Genomic DNA, 18,550 nt, shown 5'->3' with positions numbered 1-18,550 from the left:
TTAATCGAACAGAACTGTGGGCTGGCCCTGCGTATAGGCCTGAAATGCGGCCGAAATGTCGGCGTGAATATTTCTGGTCAATGATAGCTCGGGCATTGCATCCTCGGCAAAAAAGGCGGCCTCGCTGGTTTCAACCCCCGGCTGCGGAGTGTCTGCACCAACCTCATTACACAGGAAAAACAGCTTATAGAAATCCCGCGCGTCAGGCGGGTAGGGATGCCGTGCCTTGTGACGCAGGGCGTAAAGGTACCTCGCCCGGACGTGCAGCCCGGCTTCTTCTAAGACCTCACGCTCGATGTTCTCCGCCGGTGAGCTGCCGATATCTGCAAACCCGCCAGGCATGGCCCATTTGCCGTCGCTGTGTTCGCGTACAAGCAGGATGCGCCCCTCACGAATGACCGCACCGCGGATGTCGATGCTGGGCGTGGCATAGCCACCCGTATGCGGTGGGAACAGTCCGATGATTTTGGAAAGTGGCACGTTGCCGAGATCCGCCAGCATGGCCCGCGCCATCCCGGCGATCTCATCATAACGTTCGCGGTCAAACGGGTCTTTGGAAAAGTGCTGGCCGGTTTCGGCCAGCGCCAACAGGCGTTTCGCACGGGTCAGCCAGGTATCCTCTGTCGCAGTCGGATCCTGGTGCACAGCCTTTACCGCCGCCGATCCCGGCGGGAACTCATGGGCTGGAAGGCCACGCCGACATGCGCCTCGCAGTACGGCTTACCCGCTTCAACCGGCAGACCGCAGAACCAGAAATCCTCGGTCGCGGGGTCGCCGACCGGCCATTTGCAGGTTTTCTCGGTCAACTCCATCAGGGTCAACTTCTTGGCCTTTTTCTCGATCTCGTTGACCTTGGCCAGCGCCTCGGGGCTGATTTCGTTGGCCGAAGGCTGTGGCGGCAGCGGTTGACCGGCCGGAATGATCTGACGGCGGGCCGGCACGGCGGGTTTCGCTTCGGCCGCCGGGGCAGGGGCCGGGCGTGCGGGTTCTGTTTTGGGCGCGGGTTTGGGCTTGGCCTCGGTCTTGGGCGCGGGCGCCGGTTTTTCCTTGGGCTCGGCCTTGGCGGGCGAGGCACCTGTGGCGCGGTTCGACAGGCCCAGACGGTGCACCTTGCCGATCACCGCGTTGCGGGTCACGCCGCCCAGTTCCTTGGCGATCTGGCTTGCCGACTGGCCCTCGCCCCACATTTTTTTCAGCAGCTCTACACGCTCGTCAGTCCACGACATCATTTGCCTTTCAAAAGCGGAAAGCGGCCCCGGATTCGGGCCGCCTTGGGAAATCGTCTCAGCCCCCTATTTTAATCACTGCCGCCCGAGTTACAAGCGGTCTTCGAATCAGGTATGGGGCTCCTATGCAGAATCTTACGGATCAGGATGCGCGCCGGTTTGGTGCGGTGAATTGGCTGGGGCTTTTTACGCTGGCTCAACGCGAAACGATGCGGTTTATGTCCGTGTGGACACAGACCGTCATGGCCCCTCTGGTCACGGCAGGACTGTTCCTGATGATCTTCACGATCGCTGTGGGTCCGGGCCGACCGGATGTCATGGGGGTGCCGTTTCTGATCTTTCTGGCCCCGGGTATCATGATGATGACGGTGATCCAGAATGCATTTGCCAACACATCTTCGTCCATCATCGTGGCCAAGGTTCAGGGCAATATCGTTGACACGCTGATGCCGCCGCTGTCGCCGCTGGAAATCCTGCTGGGCTATCTGGCGGGGGGTATTGTCCGCAGCTCTTTGATTGCCTTTGTGTTGGGGGCGGCCTTGCTGGTGTTCTTCTCGATCGTGCCGCAGAATCTGTTCATCACCCTGGTTTTTGTTGTTCTCGGCGCCGCATTCATGGGCGCGCTGGGCGTATTCGCCGGTATTTTCGCCAACAAATTCGACCAGATGGCAGCAATCACCAATTTCATCGTCACGCCGTTGGCCTTTCTGTCGGGGACGTTCTACTCGGTCCAGGCCCTGCCGCCGGTGTTGAATTGGCTCAGCCATCTGAACCCGGTTTTCTATCTGATTGACGGTTTGCGCTATGGGATGATCGGGGTATCTGACAGCTCGCCCTATCTGGGCATGGCAATCTGCGGCGTGTCGACCGTGCTGATCGGCGCTGTGACCTGGCAGATGTTGCGCTCGGGCTATCGGCTCAAGCCGTGACGCTGGCGCGCTTCGCGCCAGACCAGAACCATCCCTCCGGTCAGGATGATGGCCGAACCGATCATGCTGATGCTGTCCGGGACCACGAAGAAGACCACAAAGTCGTAGAAGGCCGCGAAGACCAGCGTGGCATAGCTGATCGGCGCAACAAATGAGGCATCCGCCCGGGCCATTCCGTTGACGAAACACGCCTGCGCGCAGGCCATCAGAACGCCGATGCCGGCCAGTGCCGCCCATTGCGGCGCGGTGGGCATCTGGAACACAAAGCTGACCGCGATGGTCGCAATCGTCAGGCCCATCGCGTTGTTGATCAGCAAAATCTGCAGCGGGATTTCGCGACCCGACAGCTTCTTGATGAATATCAGCTCCATCCCGATCGAGACCGCCGCCGCCAGGGCCAGCAGTGCGGCGGGCTGAAAGCTGTCGGGCGTCGGGCGCAGCAGGATCAGCGCACCGGTCAGCGCGACCCCGGCGGCCAGCCATCGCCAAGGGCCCACGCCCTCTTTCAACAGCGGGACGGCCAGAACCATGGCAAAAACCGGGTTGAGGAAGGAAATCGCGGTGGCATCGGCAAGCGGGATGAACGCGACCGAGGCGAACATCAGCGTGATCCCAACCCACCCGAAACTGGTCCGCCCGATATGCAGCCCCCAATGCGGACGGCTGAACCGCGGGCGCAAAACACCTACTGCGCTGACGATCACCAGAAACGCGAACAGAAATCGCCCATGGCTGATCTGCATCGGATGCAGGGCAGGGCCCAACACATCTGTCCCCAGCGCTTTGGCGAGCAGGGTAGTTCCCGCCATCAGGGCGCTGGCCGCAAGGATCAAAGCAGCGGCAAGGGGCGGGTTGTGCTGAGCAGGCGTCATGCCCAAGCGGTGCGCCAGCCTGAACTGAATAGCAAGCGGCAAATGGACCAGGGCGCAAAAATAGCCCCGCGCAAAATTTCAGGCTTTTCAGAACAGGCGCGGCCCGTTATACGCGCGGCATGATCAAAACCGCTCATATCCTGCGAGTCCGACGCCGACGCTTTGCTGCGTAACCGGCCCGTTTGATCCATTGCGCGCTGTAAATGCGCGTGAACCCCACCAAATCAGTTGACGAACCCGGCCTTCGTGTATCACTCACGGGGCTTAACATATCGAAAAGGATGATCCGATGATCCCGTCCGTTCTGCCGACCTATAACCGCGCGCCCCTGACGTTTGTGAAGGGCGAAGGCGCTTGGCTGACCGAGGCGGATGGCCGACGTTTTCTGGACCTCGGCGCCGGGATCGCCGTGAACGCGCTGGGCCACGCCCATCCCGCGCTGGTCAACGCCCTGACCGAACAAGCCCATGCCCTGTGGCACGTGTCGAACCTCTATCACATCCCGCAGCAACAGGCGCTGGCCGACAAGCTGGTGGAACACACTTTTGCCGACACGGTGTTCTTTACGAACTCCGGCACGGAATCCTGCGAGCTGGCCGTGAAAATGGCCCGCAAGTATTTCTATGACAAAGACCAGCCTGAGCGGGTTGAGATCATCACCTTCGACGGTTCGTTCCATGGCCGGTCCTCGGCCGGGATCGCCGCCGCCGGGTCCGAGAAGATGACCAAAGGCTTCGGCCCGCTGCTGCCCGGCTTCGTGCATCTGACCTTCGGCGATCTCGACGGTGTCACCAATGCCATCACCGAGAACACCGCAGCCATCATGATCGAACCGGTTCAGGGCGAAGGCGGCATCCGCCCGGTCCCCGATGCTGACCTCAAAATCCTGCGCCAGATCTGCGACGAACATGGCCTGCTCTTGATTTTGGATGAGGTCCAATGCGGTGTCGGCCGTACCGGCAAGCTGTTTGCCCATGAATGGGCGGGCATCACCCCCGACATCATGATGGTCGCCAAAGGTATCGGCGGCGGATTTCCCCTGGGCGCGGTGCTCGCCACCGAAGAGGCCGCCAGCGGCATGACCGCAGGCACCCATGGATCGACCTATGGGGGCAACCCTCTGGGCTGCGCCGTTGGCTGCGCGGTGATCGATCAGGTCGCGGCACCTGCGTTTCTCGAAGGCGTCAACCGCAAGGCGGGCCTGCTGCGCCAAAAACTCGAAGGGTTGATCTCCGATCATCCCGACGTGTTCGAAGAGGTGCGCGGCGCGGGCCTGATGCTGGGTCTGAAATGCAAACCCACCAATCTCGACGTGGTGAATGCAGGCTATGACAATCAGGTCATCACCGTCCCCGCCGCCGACAATGTCGTCCGCCTGTTGCCGCCGCTGACCCTGACCGAGGACGACATTGCACAAGCGGTGATCCGTCTGGAAAAAGCAGCGCAACAGGTCGAAGCCAAACTCGAAACCGCCTGATCCTTCTTCTTGTCCCAAATACGGCGGGGGTGTGGGGGCTGGCCCCCACCTGCAACCAGATAAAAGTGAAACGATATGAAACACTTCCTTGATATCCATAAAACTGACGCGGGCGATCTGCGCGGCATGATTGATCAGGCAAGCGCCATGAAACAGGCCCGCCTTGGGCAGCCCAAAGCGGCGCTGGACGCGGAACAGCCACTTAAGGACCGGATGGTGGCACTGATCTTTGAAAAACCGTCCACCCGGACCCGCGTCTCGTTTGACGTCGGCGTGCGCCAGATGGGCGGGCAAACCATGGTGCTGTCCGGCAAGGACATGCAACTGGGCCATGGGGAAACGATCGCCGACACCGCCCGCGTCCTGTCGCGCTATGTTGACATGATTATGATCCGTACCTTTGATGAGACGATCCTGACCGAGATGGCGGAATATTCCGACGTTCCCGTGATCAACGGCCTGACCGATCGCACCCATCCCTGCCAGATCATGGCCGATGTGCTGACATTCGAGGAACACCGCGGCCCCATCGCGGGCAAAAAGGTGGTCTGGACCGGTGACGGCAACAATGTCTGCGCCTCGTTTCTGCACGCGGCGGGGCAGTTCGGGTTCGATCTGACCTTTACCGGCCCCGCACAGTTTGACCCCGAGGAAGAATTCATGGGCTTCGCACGGCAGAAGGGCTCAACAATTGTGGTTGAGCGTGACCCGTTCAAAGCGGTTGAAGGGGCTGATCTGGTGGTGGCGGACACCTGGGTGTCGATGCACGATTCCCAATCCGCCAAGGAACGCCGCCATAACCTGCTGCGCCCCTATCAGGTCAATACCGAACTGATGTCGCACGCCAAACCCGACGCGTTGTTCATGCACTGCCTGCCCGCCCACCGCGAAGAAGAAGCCACATCCGAGGTCATGGATGGCCCGAACTCAGTCATCTTTGATGAGGCTGAAAACCGTCTGCACGCCCAAAAGGCGGTGATGCGCTGGTGCCTTGGGCTTTAACGCCTGCGCACATCCCAAACCCGCAACTTGGTGAGCGCCCGTGCGCTCGCCAACAAAACCAGTATGCAGAGGGCGGTTTTGGTCATAATCTCCATCGTGCCCTCGATCAGCATGGCATGCACAACGCTGCCGATGACGGTGACCAGCGCTAGGCTGGTGTGCCCCAGCCGCCAAACCCGGAACCGCAGCTTTAGACGCTGGCGGTAAATCCCCAGCGCAGCCGCCGCAAAGGCCGCCCACATGGCGGTAACACCCCAGGCCGAAAATGGGGTGGGTGAAACGAACAGCAACGCATCGACAACATCTGGCGGGCTGGTGATCCACAACCCAATCAGATGCACCAGCACGGCCACAACCAGTGTTACACCGACCCGGCGATGCCACCGACGGCTGTTTAGCGGAGACAGCCCGGGCAAATCCCGCGCAGCCAGAAGCGGTTGCAGCAACAGGAGCCCCATGCAGATCACGCCTGCAAATCCTGCGATGATGTAAATGGGATCACGCCATTGCAGCAACGGGCTGTAGGCCGCCGCAATCACAGGAACGGTCAGCGCCAGAGCCAAACCGCTCCAGATCAAAAAGCTGCGCGTCACGAAAGGTCAGATGGGCTGCAGCACAAAATGCGCAGCAAGGGTTGTGTCTTTGGAACTTGCCATAAGGGGCCGCAGAAAGACCGTTTGAAACTCTCCGCTGTCATAGGCCAAATGTGCATGTGGCTGTCCAAAGGCGGGCACGATCTGAGGCATTTCAAGGCGAAACTCACCCTTGGCATCCGTCAGCGTCGCGCCATGGCTTTGCGGGTCACGCTCGTGCCCCTCGGTCGTGTGGGCCCAAATCTGGATACGTTGATTGGGCAGGGGGGCGCCATCCCCCGCGCGGCGCACAGTGCCGGTCATCCAGAACCCACCGCCACCGATCCGCTCTACGATGGGCGCGCCGGGGCGATAGTTGTTGGACCCGCCCCGCATGGACGGCGTCGGCGCAAGCCCCGCTGCGCTTGCAGGGGTCAACAGGCCGGCCGAACCGGTGGCCAGAACGGCACCGCCCAGTGCGATCACAGACCGGCGGGAAAGCGGGGATTGCGTCATGTCAGAACCTCTTGCTGTGCGAAGCCTTTCGTCGGGTTTCCTTAAAGATAGCATGTTCCTCCCCGTTTCCGAGGTCATCCTCACGCGTCTGTGAACGCTGTGGGCGCCCACGATTTATTTTGACGCCGCGCCGAGACGGATGCCATCCTTCCGGCATCGATCTGAAAGGTTGAGATATGGACAATATGCAAACAGTGTCTCCCGAAGAAATCGCAGCTTTCCAACGTGACGGGGCTGTTGTTTTGCGGTCCAAGTTCTCGGGCGATTGGCTGTCTGCGCTGCGTCAGGGGATTGATGCTGATCTTGCCAACCCGACCGATAACTTCACCCGCCACACCAAAGACCCCGACGTACCGGCGTATTTCGAGGATTTTTGGGCGTGGCAGAAAATCCCGCAATTCAAGGATTTCGTCCATAATTCCCCCTGCGCCCCGCTGGCCGCGCAGCTTTTGGGCGCACCGTCGATCAACCTTGTTATGGACAACTGGTTCCTGCGTCAGGCCGGATCGACCTCACGCCCGCCTTTCCATCAGGACCTGGCCTATTTCGATTTCGAAGGCACCATGTGTGTCCTCTGGCTGCCGCTGGAGCCCGTAAGGAAAGAGAATGGTATCGCTTTCGTCAAAGGCTCTCATCTGTGGGACAAGCTGTTCATGCGGGTCCGGTTTGCCGATGGGCATCCCAGCTATGACCCGACAGAGGTTGCCGGGCAGACCTATCATCCACCTCCGGATATCAACGCTGATCCCGGCGCTTATGAGTTGCTGCAGTGGGATATGGAGCCCGGAGATTGCATCTTTTTCGACATGCGGACCCTGCATGGGGGGCTGTCCTCGGTCACGCCCAGTGAAACGGTCCGGCGGTTCACACTGCGGATGACAGCGCCCGACGGGATCATCCGCTATCGCGGTGACTGGGCAAAAGACGAGCGCGCGCAGTTCGAAGCGGCGGGGTATCGGGAAGGGGACCGTATCGACGGTCCGTTTTTTCCAAGGCTTTGGCCACGGGGTTAGGAATAGAAAGCGCGCTGCACCGTTTGTGTGCAAAAATACGGATAACAGTGCGGAAATTCGATCTATATCCTGCATCAGTGAACTGAAGCCATTGAAAGCAGGAGAGCCGGAATGAGTTGGAATCCCACGCACAGCCCCGAATGCCTTTCGGAAAACGCGGCCCTTGAAACCCTGATCATTCCGCGCGCGCGGGACCTTGGCGGGTTCGAAGTGCGCCGCGCGCTGCCTTCGCTCAAACGTCAATTGGTGGGCCCGTTCATCTTTTTGAAGTATAATCGTAAAAACCCTACCACTAAGTAGGCCCGAGGTTGCTTGGTGTGTGCATGAGGTGGTTCGATCTCCTCTTTCGTTCATGTCCTTTCCTGCGTCCTCGGTCAAAGACTTAAACCAAGGGTAACATCGCAGGTACACTTGACCATGATAGGCCTCATCTCCAATAGATCACGCGGAGATATTGGGCCGATCATCCAGGGTGAGCCTGCAGGGATAGCAAAGGCGAAGAACAATGAACGACGGATACGATAGACCTATTGCGTTCAGTTACGTGCGCTGGTCATCTGACCAACAGCGCGACGGTGACAGCTTGCGCCGACAGACTGCAGCGGCAGAGAAATGGTGTGTTGAGAACGGCTACACGCTTTCGTCGTCCAATTTCGTTGATGACGGTGTGTCGGCTTTCGCTGGTCGGAATGCCGGTGCTGACGGTAAGCTAGGAGCCTTTCTGGAAGCCGTGAGGGCGGGGGCAATCCCCAAAAGGTCCACACTCCTAATCGAGAACCTTGACCGTCTTTCTCGAGACAAGATCAGACGAGCGCGGAATACTCTCGAGAACATCCTCGATCTCGACATTGACATCGTCACACTGAGTGATGGAAAAGTCTATACTCGAAAAGACCTCGATTAAGACCCCTTGGTCTCTGTGATGATCCTTTTGACTTTCACTCGGGCAAGAGAAGAGTCCGTGATGAAGTCGAAGCGCCTTACCGCTGCTTGGTCCACGAATACCCAAGATACCATTACTGGCACCCGTGTGCGCTCGTCTCAGACACCGGCATGGATCAAGGTAATTGGTGACCCCAAGACATCCAGAGAGTTCGAGGTGATCGACGACAAGGCTGATCTGGTCCGTGACGTATTCGAGAGATTTGCCAACGGTGACCGCCCTGTCGGTATTGCCCGTGATCTGGCCGCTCAGGGTACCCGCCCGCGTCTTGCCCGCTGACCAAACGTCAGGGGGCCTTGCCCGGCGCGCCTATCCCGGCGATCCTTTGGGTCAAGGAGGGGTGCTATGAAGATCGTGATCGCAGGCGCAGGCAGCATAGGTTGCTATTGCGGGGCGCTGCTGGCCCATGCGGGGCATGATGTGACCCTGCTGGGCCGCGCGCGTGTGCTCGACCCTATTCGGGATCGAGGCCTGACGGTTACGGATTTCGCGAGCCTGAAACGTCACGTACCGGCGCAGACCCTGACCCTCAGCGAAGATCCGGCCAGTCTGGGGGATGCCGAACTGGTCATCGTGACCGTCAAAACCGGCGCGACGGCTGAAATTGCCGCGCAGATAGCCAAAAACGCGCCTGGCTTGGTCCCAGTGCTGTCCTGGCAAAACGGCATGGAGAATGCCCGCATTCTGCGCGCGGCCCTTGCAGGCCATGATGTGCGGGCCGGAATGGTGCCGTTCAATGTGGTTCCGACGGACCCGGGGAGTTTCCACCGGGCGACCTCGGGCGAGATCGTGATCCAAAGCGGGCCGGGGGCGCTGGGGCAAAGCCTGAGCAGCGATGATCTGCCGGTTGTCGAAAGCGATGAGATCGACGCCGTGCAATGGGGCAAGCTGGTGATCAACCTCAACAACGCGCTGAATGCGTTGTCGGGGCTGACGTTGAAACAGCAATTGCTGGATCGGAACTGGCGGTGCCTGATGGCGGATCAGATGGCCGAGGCTCTGGCTGTTCTCAGGGCGGCAGGGCATCCGGTGGCGTCGACTACGCCTCTGCCAGCCTGGATGACACCGCATATCCTGCGGTTGCCGACGCCGGTGTTCACCCGGATCGCGGCACGGATGCTGACTATCGACCCCAACGCGCGGACCTCGATGGCCTATGACCTGATGGCCGGGCGAGCCACCGAAATTGGCAGCTTGCAAGGCGAAGTTGTCCGCTTGGGTGCCGAGGTCAGCGTGGCGACCCCGATCTGTGCCAAAGTCCTCAGGTTGGTGGAACAGGCCCCCAGCGTCGGAATGTCCCCTGATCAGATCGCGCGAAAGGTCAGATAAAGGCCGTCAGGAACAGGAAAATAGTCGCTGACATCGCTGCGGCTGCCGGAACAGTAATGACCCATGCGGCAACGATTGTCATGAAGTGTGAGCGACGGACCAATTTGCGGCGCTGATGCTCTTCGCGGGCCAGCCGCATTTGGGGGGGACGCTGTTGATTTGACTGTTTCCAGCGCCGATCCGAATGCCATTCCCGATAGAACCCAACCCCGAAAACCGCGCCCACCGCGATATGGGTTGAGCTGACCGGAAGGCCCAGCCAACTGGCCACGATCACGGTGATCGCCGCCGACAGCGCCACGCAAAAGGCGCGCATCGGGTTCAGTTTGGTGATCTGACTGCCCACCATGCGGATCAGCTTGGGGCCAAACAGGAACAGGCCAAAAGAAATCCCAAAGGCTCCGATCACCATGACCCATGTCGGGATTGCCACCTTGGACGCGAAATCCCCGAATTCGGCTGTATGGACGATGGCGGCCAGCGGGCCAACAGCGTTGGCCACGTCATTGGCCCCATGCGCAAAGCTCAGAAACGCGGCCGAGATCACCAAGGGCAGGCCGAACAGTGTTTTCAGCGACTTGGTGCGGTTCTCCAACCCTTCGGATTTGCGCCGCACCCAGGGCACCGTCACCGACCAGACCAGCAGGCCCGAGGCCAAACCGATCAGCAGCGCCATCTCAAGCTCGATCTTCACAATCCGCTTCAGGCCCTTGACCGAGAGGTAGGTGGCAAAGGCCGCCGCCATCACGGCCACCAGGATCGGAACCCAACGCCGCGCGGCTGCGATCTTGTCGTCCTGATACTGGATCTTGGCCTTGATCAGCGCCAAAAACCCAGCGGCAATTACGCCGCCCAGAACGGGCGAGATCACCCAGCTTGCGGCGATGGCGCTCATTGTGCCCCAGCTGACAGCGCTTATCCCTGCGGCCGCAATTCCCGCACCCATGACGCCGCCCACAACGGAATGAGTGGTCGAGACGGGCGCGCCGAACCATGTGGCGATGTTGACCCACATCGCAGATGAGATCAGCGCCGCCATCATCGCCCAGATGAACACGTTGCTGTTCTGGACCGAGGTCGGGTCGATGATCCCTTTTGAAATGGTTGAGACCACGTCGCCCCCGGCCAGCAGCGCCCCTGCGCTTTCGGCAATGGCCGCGATGACAATCGCACCACCCATCGTCAGGGCGTTCGCGCCAACGGCAGGGCCCATATTGTTCGCCACGTCGTTGGCGCCGATATTGATCGCCATATAGGCCCCGAACGCCGCAGCCGCGACCACGATCAACCCGCCGTCAGCGCGCCCAAAAAAAACAGCAGCAGCCAGGCCCGCCAGCACGATAAACGCCAGCGCGATGCCAGGGGCCAGCATCGGACGCGACACATAGGCATTGGCGCTTTCAACGCGGGAAATTCGGTGAAGGTCGCTGTCCAGCGCCTGCCAACGGTTTTTTAAGGTCATATTCGAAGGTTTTCACGCAGCTTGGTAGATGACATGGGCCGCTAGAGGGTTTCACCGCGTTAGGCAACAGCATTGCCGTCAGATTGTTGCGGAACCGTTACAATTGCCGCAGCAGGTCGCGCAATTCCGGCTCGGCGACGCGTTCGGCTGCCGTTTGGGGCGTGACCCATTCCCGTGTGCGCTGGCCGACCTCGGGGTAGTCTTCTGCCAGTGCCTGAACCTCGACCCGGTAGACAGTTGTCAAGACCGGCTGGGCCGAGCCGTCCTTGAGGATCTTGTCATAGGTGAAGTGGCCGACCGGCGCTTTGGCAGGGCTGGATGCGCGTACGCCAGCCTCTTCCCACGCTTCTTGCAGGGCAGTTTCAGCCCCGTCCTTGCCGTCGATGGGCCAACCTTTGGGAATGATCCAGCGCCCGGTATCGCGGCTGGTGATCAGTAGGACCTGCAGGCCATTTTCACTTTGTCGCGTGCACAAAGCTGCAAACTGCACCCGGCGGGGGCGCAGGAAGATCGGTCTGCCAACCTTTTCCCAGAGTTTTCTCAGCCGTTGCCACATCTTTGTGCCGTTCTGTGACCTTCTATTTTCAAACTGTCGTGACATAACAGGCGGCAGTTTGGTTTACAATGTTTCCGGAGTTCGCCTGATATTTCCTATCGGAAATCGTTTATCCCCGCCTTTTGGCGCGCAGGGTAGGGTCGGCCTGGGTGGGGTCTTCGGGCCAGGGGTGTTTGGGATATTGCGCGCGCATGTCCTTGCGTACATCCGCGTATGACCCTGCCCAGAATCCGGGCAGATCGCGGGTGATCTGGATCGGGCGCTGCGCCGGGGACAAAAGGGTGATTTTCAGCGCCTCGCCCCCCACAACGGGGTGGCGGGTGACACCGAAGAGTTCCTGCAGGCGCACTGAAATCTCGGGGACTGCCCCGCCATAGTCGATGGGCACCTTGCGGCCAAGCGGGGTCTGAAATGCACCCGGTGCGCGGCGGTCCAGCTCTTGTGTCTGGGTCCAGTCCAGACGGGCGCGCAGGGCTGGCAGCAGGTCGAACCGCTTCCACTCTTCGGCATTGCGCACGTTTGACAACATCGGCAGCAGCCAGTCGTCCAGAGTTGCCATCAGCCCTTCGACTGTGAAATCGGGCAGGTCCACGCCCTCTGCGCGAACCAGCTCGACCCGCGCCGCCAGCCGCGCCGCCGCGCCGTCCAGCCGCAAGCCCAGATCGCGCACACCATCAAGCATGGCTTGTGCCACAGCGTCATCGGGCACGTCTTTCCATATCCGGTCGCTGAGGGTGATCGCGCCGAACCTCTCCTGCTGCCGCGCCACGACGCGACGCTCACGTTTCGACCAGATGCAGCTGTCGACCCATTCGATCTGGTCCGCGAACAGATCGCGGATTTCACGTTCCGAGATCTGGGCCGCCAACCGAACACGCGCCTCACGCGGGTTGCCGTCGGTATCCGTGACCACAAGGTAGGGTGCAGCGGCCAGCGTGTCGCCCGCGTCCAATACAACGCCCTTGCCGCCTGACAGGACATAGCGTGGCACGTCCCCCTTGCGGCGTTGTCCGATCCGGTCGGGGTAGGCCAGCGCAGCCATGGCGGCAGGGCTGAGGTCAGAGGACCCTCCCTTGCCGCGCAGCCGTTTGGTCTCGGCCTTGATCCGATCCACAGCGCCCGCGTTGACCTGCCAGACCCGGTTGCGTTGAAATGCGCGCAGATCACGCAGCGCTTCAAGCCGCAGCAGCATGTCCACCGGCGCGCCTTTCAGCGGATCACGTTCGGCCATCAGCGCGGCCAAAACGGCGGCGTCGGGCCCGGTTTGGACCAGCATATGCCCCAGACGCGGGTGCAGAGGCAGGGCAGACAGGGCGCGCCCGTGTTCCGTGATCCGCCCCTTGGTATCCAATGCGCCCAGCATTTGCAGCAGGGCTTTGGCCTCGGCCAGTGTTCCCTCGGGCGGAGGGGTCAGGAAGGCCAGATCACCCGGCTCAGCACCCCAAAGCGCCAATTCCAGCGACAGGCCGGTCAGGTCGGCAGCCTCGATCTCGGCCGGAGGATAGGCGGCCAAAGCGCCTTCTTCGCCCTTGGACCAGAGCCGATAACAAACCCCTTCGGCCACACGCCCGGCACGGCCCGCGCGCTGGGTGGCCTCGGCCCGTGTCACGCGTTCGGTCACCAGCCGGGACATGCCCGATCCGGGGTCGAACCGCGCCCGCCGGGCCTGTCCCATGTCCACAACCACACGGATGTCGGGAATGGTCAGAGAGGTTTCGGCGATCGACGTGGCCAGCACCACTTTGCGTCCCTCTTTCACCGGCGCAATCGCGGCGCGCTGGGCGGCAAAGGGCATGGCTCCGAACAAAGGGCGCAGAACGCAATCCTTAGACAGTCGACCGGAAAGCGCGCCCTCGGCCCGTCGGATTTCGCCCTCACCGGGCAGAAAAACCAGCACGCCGCCACCGGTTGCGCGCGTGTCGCGTTCGGCCCGAACCACCAGATCGATCAGCGCATCCAGCCGCCGTGCCTGTGCGCCCAAGGGGCGATCCAGCCAGCGGGTTTCAACCGGATAACTGCGGCCCTCCGAGGTGATCAGAGGGGCCCCCATGAGCCGTCCCACAGGTTCGGCGTCCAGCGTAGCGGACATGGCCAGCAGGATCAGGTCATCGCGCAGCGCGCCGGTTACCTCAAGGCACAAAGCCAGCCCCAGATCGGCGTTTAGCGAGCGTTCGTGGAATTCGTCAAAGATCACCGCGCCGATGCCGGGCAGGTCCGGTTCCGATTGCAGCATCCGGGTCAGGATACCTTCGGTCACAACCTCGATCCGGGTGGATTTCGACACTTTCGCCTCACCGCGCACGCGGTAGCCGACCGTCTCACCTGCGCGTTCGCCCAGAGTTTCGGCCATCCGCTCGGCTGCGGCGCGCGCCGCCAGCCTGCGGGGCTCCAGCATCACCATCTTACCTTGGCACAAATCGGCCTCCAGCATCGCCAGAGGCACCCGTGTCGTCTTACCCGCCCCCGGAGGGGCCTGCAGCACAGCGCGGCCCGTAGCCCTGAGGGCCGCAAGCAGGTCGGGAATGGCGTCGTCGATGGGCAGGCGTGTCATGCGGGCTTTATCCGTCAACCATCCGCCAAGGTCCAGTTCCGACGCACTATAAGACTTGGTACTGGACAATACCCGTTTTGCTACGTCATCTAGGCGCAAAAGTCGGGTAGGGGGCATGCAATGGACACCGCTGAGCTGAGCGACAGGATTTTGAACGGCGAGCGTCGCGCGCTGGCCCGAGCCATCACTCTGGTCGAGAGCGGCCGTGCGGATCACCGGGCTCAGGCGGCTGAACTGCTGGGGCATCTGGCCAAGTCCAAACGTCAATCCCTGCGGATTGGGCTCTCGGGCACGCCGGGGGTGGGTAAATCCACTTTTATCGAAAGCTTTGGCATGATGCTGATCGGGCTGGGGCTGCGCGTTGCGGTTCTGGCGGTTGACCCCAGTTCTACCCGGTCGGGCGGCTCAATCCTGGGCGACAAAACCCGGATGGAGCGTCTGAGCCGCGAGAAAAACGCCTTTATCCGCCCGTCCCCCAGCCAATCCCATCTGGGCGGCGTGGCCCGCCGCACGCGCGAGGCGATCGCCCTGTGCGAGGCGGCCGGGTTCGATGTGGTCCTGATCGAGACGGTTGGCGTCGGGCAGTCGGAGACCGTGGTGTCCGAGATGTCGGACCTGTTCCTGCTGCTGCTGGCCCCGGCCGGAGGGGACGAGTTGCAGGGTGTCAAACGCGGCATTATGGAAATGGCCGATATGATTCTGATCAATAAAGCGGACGGAGACCTCAAGGCCACGGCCACAAGGACCTGCGCCGACTATGCCGGGGCCCTGCGTCTGTTGCGCAAACGCCCGCAGGATCCCGAAGGGTTTCCCAAGGCGATGACCGTATCGGCAGTCGAGGAGCACGGGCTTGAGCGCGCCTGGGAAGAGATGCAATCCCTGACCCAAGCGCGCCGTGATCTGGGCCATTGGGATGCGAACCGGGCGGCACAGGCGCAGTATTGGTTCGAGCAAGAGGTGCGCACAGCGCTGTTGGCCCAATTGTCAACGTCGCAAGCCCGCGCCGACATGGCCCGGTTGGGTGCCCAAGTGCGTGATGGTAGGCTAAGTCCTTCCGTGGCGGCGGATAGGATGTTGGCCGCGCTGATCATTCGCTAATTGCTTGTTTTTTTCAGGCTAATTTCCGCCTAAGGTTGTTGCTCTGGATGCCTTTGCACCAGAAGTGTGGTACTCTCCTCATCTGGGTAGAGGGGACTCACAAGCATGCCCCGGATCAATGGGACAAACGGCGACGACGAAATCGACGTCACAAATGACAGCGGGTCTTTGAACGGATCACCGCAGGGGTCTCCGATTGACGATATCCGGGGGCGGGCTGGCGACGACGACATAACCGTCACCGACAGCACGATTGCTGAAAACGTGATCGGCAATGCGGGCAACGACACCATAACCGTGACCAACAGTACCGTCGGCGGACGTGTCGCAAGCGGATCGAATGCCGATACCGTTGATATCAGCGGCTCGACCGTGGGTACCATTCGTTTAGGGGCAGGCAACGATACTCTGACCTTCAGCAGTACCAGCGTCGATCAAGACATCCGGGGTGGCAGCGGCACCGATACGCTGAACCTTCCGGTGGGAACGGTGATCAACGACAACGTCTTTGGCACGATCACCGTCGAAGATGGCGTGGGTTACTCGGTATCCAGTGGTACGTTTACGCTGCCTTCCGGCATCGTCGTGACCTATTCCGCCTTTGAAAATGGCACGGGCGTGCCGTGCTTTACCCGGGATACTGCGATTTTGACCCCGGCGGGCCCGCGCCCTGTGCAGACGCTGCGGATCGGGGACAGGATTCCCGTCATGGGATATGCAGCGCAACCCATCCGCTGGATCGGTCGCCGCGGGTTCAGCCGGAGGGAATTGCTGAGCAAGCCGAAGCTTTGGCCTGTTCGTATTCTGGCAGGTGCTTTGGGAAACAACCTGCCGCGCCGCGACCTTTTGGTGTCCCGTCAACACCGCATGCTGGTGCAGTCGAAGATCGCCGAGCGGATGTTCGGCACGTCCGAAGTACTGATCCCGGCGATCAAGCTTGTCGTTTTGCCGGGCATCTTCGTCGATGACTCGGTTGCCGAGGTTGAGTATTTTCACCTGCTGTTCGACTGCCACCAGATTATTTTTGCCGAGGATGCGCCAACTGAAAGCCTGTTCACGGGTGTTGAGGCGCTGAAGTCGTTGGGGCCCGAGGCCCGGCAAGAGATTTTCGAGATATTTCCGGAACTCGACCAGCTGCGGTTGCAACCGAAACCTGCGCGCTTAATCCCGATTGGAAGACAGCAAGTGCGCTTGCTTGAGAGACATCGCAAAAACCTCAAACCTCTGCTGCAAGGGGTGGCACGCCCGGTTGAAGATATTGGGTTAAAGAATTCGCCTGATCCGTCTTGACCCTTCCGGCGATTCCCACTACACGCATCCAACCAGTTTTCGGGCGCGACTTCGGGTTGCGCCCCTTGTGATTTGGCTGTGGGTATCATGCCCGGCCTCCAGAAACAAAGGAAGAAACCATGTCGCGCCGTTGCGAACTGACCGGAAAAGGCCCGATGACTGGCAACAATGTCAGCCACGCCAAAAACAGAACTCGTCGTCGTTTCCTGCCGAACCTGAACGACGTTACCCTGCAGTCCGAGACCCTGGGCCGTGGCGTCAAGCTGCGCATCTCGGCGGCTGCGTTGCGCTCGGTCGACCACCGTGGTGGTCTGGACGCGTTCCTGGCCAAAGCCAAGGACGAAGAGCTGTCGGCAAACGCGCTGAAAGTGAAAAAGGAAATCGCCAAGGCACAAGCCGCGGCCTAAGTCCTTTCGCACGAAAAAGAATTTAGCCCTGTACCGCAAGGTGCAGGGCTTTTTCGTTGATCTGGCTGTTCCTGAAATGGATATAAGCCTGCCGGATCGGTGACATTGTTCACATACACCCCGCCTTAGATGAATTATGTTTGCTCATATTCATCTGGCGGAGTTTGATCTCATGTCTTTTAAGCTGTCTGACTTTTTAGCCCTGTTGGCGACACGTTTTGGTAAGTCGTTCGGGACATGCTTTCGGATGCAACGACAGGTGAACAGGCTGCATACCAGCCTGACGAAAGGTTCGGTCAAACGACCGGGTCTGGATCGCTGACAAAACCTCGGCTCACGGGTTTTTGTCGCATCCGACAGCGCTTGAAGCGCGCTGTGCGCCGGGGGTATATCCGACACAGGATGAAATTGGTTCTGAACAGATTCTTGCCTTTTGGACTTGCGCTGCTGGTTATACTGACGGGGCAGGGGTTGGCCGTGTCGCGCGGTGTCGATCAGGTCGCAGGACAGATGGTTCTGTGTACCGGCGAGGGGCCGGTGGTCGTTTATATGGACGCCGAAGGCCAGCCAACAAGTGCGCCGCATTTCTGTCCTGACTATGCGCTGAACCTGCTGGGGGCGATTGATCCCGCCGCGCCTGACCTGCCTGCGGCACCCGAGGCTGCCCGTCTTGCGCCCCAGCGTACAGCTGGCAACCTGATCGCACTTCCTGTCCCTCATATGCCTGCGCGGGCGCCTCCTGTGCTGATGTGAAACCCGATTCCATCAGTTTTCAGCAAGGAGAGGCATAATGTCCTTCACATCCAAAGTCCTGGCCGTATTGGCCGTATCCACCCTGGCAACGTCGGCATTTGCGCAGGGTACAATCACCGTTGATGACGCCTATGCGCGGTCCTCTGGCAAAACCGCCAAGGCCGGGGCGGCGTTTATGATGATCCAGAATACCGGTGACACCGATGATCGTCTGATCGCCGTCAATTCAGATGCGGCGGCGCGGATCGAGCTGCACACCCATGAGGTCGACGACAATGGCGTGGCCAAGATGGTGCATGTCGAAGAAGGGTTCGTGATCCCGGCGGGCGAGACATACACGCTGCAACGGGGCGGGGCGCATGTGATGTTCATGGGTCTGACGGCTCCGTTTGAACATGGTGCGACCGTGCCGGTGACGCTGATCTTTGAGGAGGCGGGCGAGGTTGTCCTTGAGGTGCCGGTCGATCTGGAGCGCAAAGACGCGGGCGGGCACGGGTCTCATTCGCATTCGAACTGAGCGAACACCTGTCTTCGGGCCGCGTTGCGGCCGTCAT

At 60.7% G+C, this 18,550-nt stretch carries 20 protein-coding genes and 1 pseudogene; 13 read left to right on the top strand and 8 right to left on the bottom strand.

Translation table 11 applies throughout. From position 1 onward, the window contains the following. Both ACRZ94_RS09110 and ACRZ94_RS09105 read right to left on the bottom strand, forming a co-directional pair. Complete coding sequence (locus ACRZ94_RS09110; protein WP_480797176.1) at positions 1-645, bottom strand: NUDIX hydrolase; 645 nt, start codon at positions 643-645, stop codon at positions 1-3. 5 nt (positions 646-650) lie between these two features. Then, complete coding sequence (locus ACRZ94_RS09105) at positions 651-1,226, bottom strand: GcrA family cell cycle regulator (RefSeq protein ID WP_480797259.1); 576 nt, start codon at positions 1,224-1,226, stop codon at positions 651-653. A gap of 125 nt (positions 1,227-1,351) precedes the next feature. Between ACRZ94_RS09105 and ACRZ94_RS09100 the strand changes: the two genes are divergently transcribed. Beyond that, positions 1,352-2,155, top strand: a complete 804-nt coding sequence (locus tag ACRZ94_RS09100) for an ABC transporter permease (RefSeq protein ID WP_480652481.1) — start codon at positions 1,352-1,354, stop codon at positions 2,153-2,155. Here ACRZ94_RS09100 and ACRZ94_RS09095 read toward each other — a convergent pair. Then, a complete protein-coding gene (locus ACRZ94_RS09095) occupies positions 2,137-3,027 on the bottom strand; it encodes a DMT family transporter (protein ID WP_480652479.1) in 891 nt (296 codons plus the stop codon). The two genes, ACRZ94_RS09100 and ACRZ94_RS09095, sit on opposite strands and share 19 nt — an antisense overlap. Before the next feature lie 289 nt (positions 3,028-3,316). Between ACRZ94_RS09095 and ACRZ94_RS09090 the strand changes: the two genes are divergently transcribed. Both ACRZ94_RS09090 and argF read left to right on the top strand, forming a co-directional pair. Beyond that, on the top strand, positions 3,317-4,504 hold the full coding sequence (locus ACRZ94_RS09090) for an acetylornithine transaminase (protein ID WP_480652477.1): 1,188 nt from the start codon (positions 3,317-3,319) through the stop codon (positions 4,502-4,504). 75 nt (positions 4,505-4,579) lie between these two features. Next, on the top strand, positions 4,580-5,506 hold the full coding sequence (gene argF / locus ACRZ94_RS09085) for an ornithine carbamoyltransferase (RefSeq protein WP_480652475.1): 927 nt from the start codon (positions 4,580-4,582) through the stop codon (positions 5,504-5,506). Here argF and ACRZ94_RS09080 read toward each other — a convergent pair. Together ACRZ94_RS09080 and ACRZ94_RS09075 are read right to left on the bottom strand one after the other, a co-directional pair. Further along, positions 5,503-6,099 carry a ferric reductase-like transmembrane domain-containing protein gene (locus ACRZ94_RS09080; protein WP_480652473.1) on the bottom strand — a complete coding sequence of 199 codons (597 nt, stop codon included), beginning with the start codon at positions 6,097-6,099 and terminating at the stop codon, positions 5,503-5,505. The two genes, argF and ACRZ94_RS09080, sit on opposite strands and share 4 nt — an antisense overlap. A gap of 6 nt (positions 6,100-6,105) precedes the next feature. After that, positions 6,106-6,594 (bottom strand): twin-arginine translocation pathway signal, encoded by a 489-nt coding sequence (locus tag ACRZ94_RS09075; RefSeq protein ID WP_480652471.1) that lies wholly within the window; start codon positions 6,592-6,594, stop codon positions 6,106-6,108. A 176-nt stretch (positions 6,595-6,770) separates the two neighbouring features. Here ACRZ94_RS09075 and ACRZ94_RS09070 point away from each other — a divergent pair, with 176 nt between their 5' ends. From ACRZ94_RS09070 to ACRZ94_RS09050, 5 genes and pseudogenes are all read left to right on the top strand, one after another. Beyond that, positions 6,771-7,607, top strand: coding sequence for a phytanoyl-CoA dioxygenase family protein (locus ACRZ94_RS09070; RefSeq protein WP_480797175.1), 837 nt, complete (start codon positions 6,771-6,773; stop codon positions 7,605-7,607). A gap of 111 nt (positions 7,608-7,718) precedes the next feature. After that, positions 7,719-7,871: pseudogene (locus ACRZ94_RS09065) on the top strand (pirin family protein); the annotation flags it as partial. Positions 7,872-8,112: 241 nt separating this feature from the next. Further along, positions 8,113-8,511, top strand: coding sequence for a recombinase family protein (locus ACRZ94_RS09060; protein ID WP_480652468.1), 399 nt, complete (start codon positions 8,113-8,115; stop codon positions 8,509-8,511). 60 nt (positions 8,512-8,571) lie between these two features. After that, positions 8,572-8,829: a hypothetical protein gene (locus tag ACRZ94_RS09055; protein ID WP_480652466.1), complete on the top strand. Its 258-nt coding sequence runs from the start codon at positions 8,572-8,574 to the stop codon at positions 8,827-8,829. Positions 8,830-8,895: 66 nt separating this feature from the next. Further along, a complete protein-coding gene (locus ACRZ94_RS09050; protein ID WP_480652464.1) occupies positions 8,896-9,879 on the top strand; it encodes a 2-dehydropantoate 2-reductase in 984 nt (327 codons plus the stop codon). Here ACRZ94_RS09050 and ACRZ94_RS09045 read toward each other — a convergent pair. The 3 genes from ACRZ94_RS09045 to hrpB all read right to left on the bottom strand — a co-directional run bounded on the left by ACRZ94_RS09045 (position 9,872) and on the right by hrpB (position 14,448). Further along, complete coding sequence (locus ACRZ94_RS09045) at positions 9,872-11,341, bottom strand: inorganic phosphate transporter (protein ID WP_480797174.1); 1,470 nt, start codon at positions 11,339-11,341, stop codon at positions 9,872-9,874. The genes ACRZ94_RS09050 and ACRZ94_RS09045 overlap by 8 nt on opposite strands. Before the next feature lie 97 nt (positions 11,342-11,438). Beyond that, positions 11,439-11,897, bottom strand: a complete 459-nt coding sequence (locus ACRZ94_RS09040; protein ID WP_480797173.1) for an NUDIX hydrolase — start codon at positions 11,895-11,897, stop codon at positions 11,439-11,441. A gap of 109 nt (positions 11,898-12,006) precedes the next feature. After that, positions 12,007-14,448, bottom strand: coding sequence for an ATP-dependent helicase HrpB (hrpB, locus tag ACRZ94_RS09035; protein WP_480652457.1), 2,442 nt, complete (start codon positions 14,446-14,448; stop codon positions 12,007-12,009). A gap of 120 nt (positions 14,449-14,568) precedes the next feature. On the opposite strand from hrpB, the gene meaB reads away from it, so the two are divergent. From meaB to ACRZ94_RS09010, 5 genes are all read left to right on the top strand, one after another. After that, the gene (gene meaB, locus ACRZ94_RS09030) at positions 14,569-15,546 is read left to right on the top strand and encodes a methylmalonyl Co-A mutase-associated GTPase MeaB (RefSeq protein WP_480797172.1); all 978 of its coding nucleotides are present in this window, start codon (positions 14,569-14,571) and stop codon (positions 15,544-15,546) included. A 105-nt stretch (positions 15,547-15,651) separates the two neighbouring features. After that, entirely contained in the window at positions 15,652-16,836 is a 1,185-nt protein-coding gene (locus ACRZ94_RS09025; protein WP_480797171.1) for a Hint domain-containing protein, read from the top strand. A gap of 119 nt (positions 16,837-16,955) precedes the next feature. Next, complete coding sequence (rpmB, locus tag ACRZ94_RS09020; RefSeq protein WP_085794823.1) at positions 16,956-17,243, top strand: 50S ribosomal protein L28; 288 nt, start codon at positions 16,956-16,958, stop codon at positions 17,241-17,243. A 426-nt stretch (positions 17,244-17,669) separates the two neighbouring features. Continuing rightward, positions 17,670-17,996, top strand: a complete 327-nt coding sequence (locus ACRZ94_RS09015; RefSeq protein ID WP_480797170.1) for a hypothetical protein — start codon at positions 17,670-17,672, stop codon at positions 17,994-17,996. A gap of 37 nt (positions 17,997-18,033) precedes the next feature. Beyond that, positions 18,034-18,513, top strand: coding sequence for a copper chaperone PCu(A)C (locus ACRZ94_RS09010; RefSeq protein WP_480797169.1), 480 nt, complete (start codon positions 18,034-18,036; stop codon positions 18,511-18,513). Positions 18,514-18,550 lie beyond the last annotated feature (37 nt).

It is taken from the genome of Ruegeria sp. CH10, assembly GCF_056537125.1.
The sequence above is the reverse complement of the archived record's forward strand: the minus strand, read 5'-3'. Positions and strand labels throughout refer to the sequence as shown.

What these genes read in the sequence shown, in the direction of transcription:
- ACRZ94_RS09105 (WP_480797259.1), bottom strand. Translation starts at nt 1,226, where the DNA reads ATGTCGTGGACTGACGAGCGTGTAGAGCTGCTGAAAAAAATGTGGGGC.
- ACRZ94_RS09100 (WP_480652481.1), top strand. Translation starts at nt 1,352, where the DNA reads ATGCAGAATCTTACGGATCAGGATGCGCGCCGGTTTGGTGCGGTGAAT.
- ACRZ94_RS09095 (WP_480652479.1), bottom strand. Translation starts at nt 3,027, where the DNA reads ATGACGCCTGCTCAGCACAACCCGCCCCTTGCCGCTGCTTTGATCCTT.
- ACRZ94_RS09090 (WP_480652477.1), top strand. Translation starts at nt 3,317, where the DNA reads ATGATCCCGTCCGTTCTGCCGACCTATAACCGCGCGCCCCTGACGTTT.
- argF (WP_480652475.1), top strand. Translation starts at nt 4,580, where the DNA reads ATGAAACACTTCCTTGATATCCATAAAACTGACGCGGGCGATCTGCGC.
- ACRZ94_RS09075 (WP_480652471.1), bottom strand. Translation starts at nt 6,594, where the DNA reads ATGACGCAATCCCCGCTTTCCCGCCGGTCTGTGATCGCACTGGGCGGT.
- ACRZ94_RS09070 (WP_480797175.1), top strand. Translation starts at nt 6,771, where the DNA reads ATGGACAATATGCAAACAGTGTCTCCCGAAGAAATCGCAGCTTTCCAA.
- ACRZ94_RS09060 (WP_480652468.1), top strand. Translation starts at nt 8,113, where the DNA reads ATGAACGACGGATACGATAGACCTATTGCGTTCAGTTACGTGCGCTGG.
- ACRZ94_RS09055 (WP_480652466.1), top strand. Translation starts at nt 8,572, where the DNA reads ATGAAGTCGAAGCGCCTTACCGCTGCTTGGTCCACGAATACCCAAGAT.
- ACRZ94_RS09050 (WP_480652464.1), top strand. Translation starts at nt 8,896, where the DNA reads ATGAAGATCGTGATCGCAGGCGCAGGCAGCATAGGTTGCTATTGCGGG.
- ACRZ94_RS09045 (WP_480797174.1), bottom strand. Translation starts at nt 11,341, where the DNA reads ATGACCTTAAAAAACCGTTGGCAGGCGCTGGACAGCGACCTTCACCGA.
- ACRZ94_RS09040 (WP_480797173.1), bottom strand. Translation starts at nt 11,897, where the DNA reads ATGTGGCAACGGCTGAGAAAACTCTGGGAAAAGGTTGGCAGACCGATC.
- hrpB (WP_480652457.1), bottom strand. Translation starts at nt 14,448, where the DNA reads ATGACACGCCTGCCCATCGACGACGCCATTCCCGACCTGCTTGCGGCC.
- meaB (WP_480797172.1), top strand. Translation starts at nt 14,569, where the DNA reads ATGGACACCGCTGAGCTGAGCGACAGGATTTTGAACGGCGAGCGTCGC.
- ACRZ94_RS09025 (WP_480797171.1), top strand. Translation starts at nt 15,652, where the DNA reads ATGCCCCGGATCAATGGGACAAACGGCGACGACGAAATCGACGTCACA.
- rpmB (WP_085794823.1), top strand. Translation starts at nt 16,956, where the DNA reads ATGTCGCGCCGTTGCGAACTGACCGGAAAAGGCCCGATGACTGGCAAC.
- ACRZ94_RS09010 (WP_480797169.1), top strand. Translation starts at nt 18,034, where the DNA reads ATGTCCTTCACATCCAAAGTCCTGGCCGTATTGGCCGTATCCACCCTG.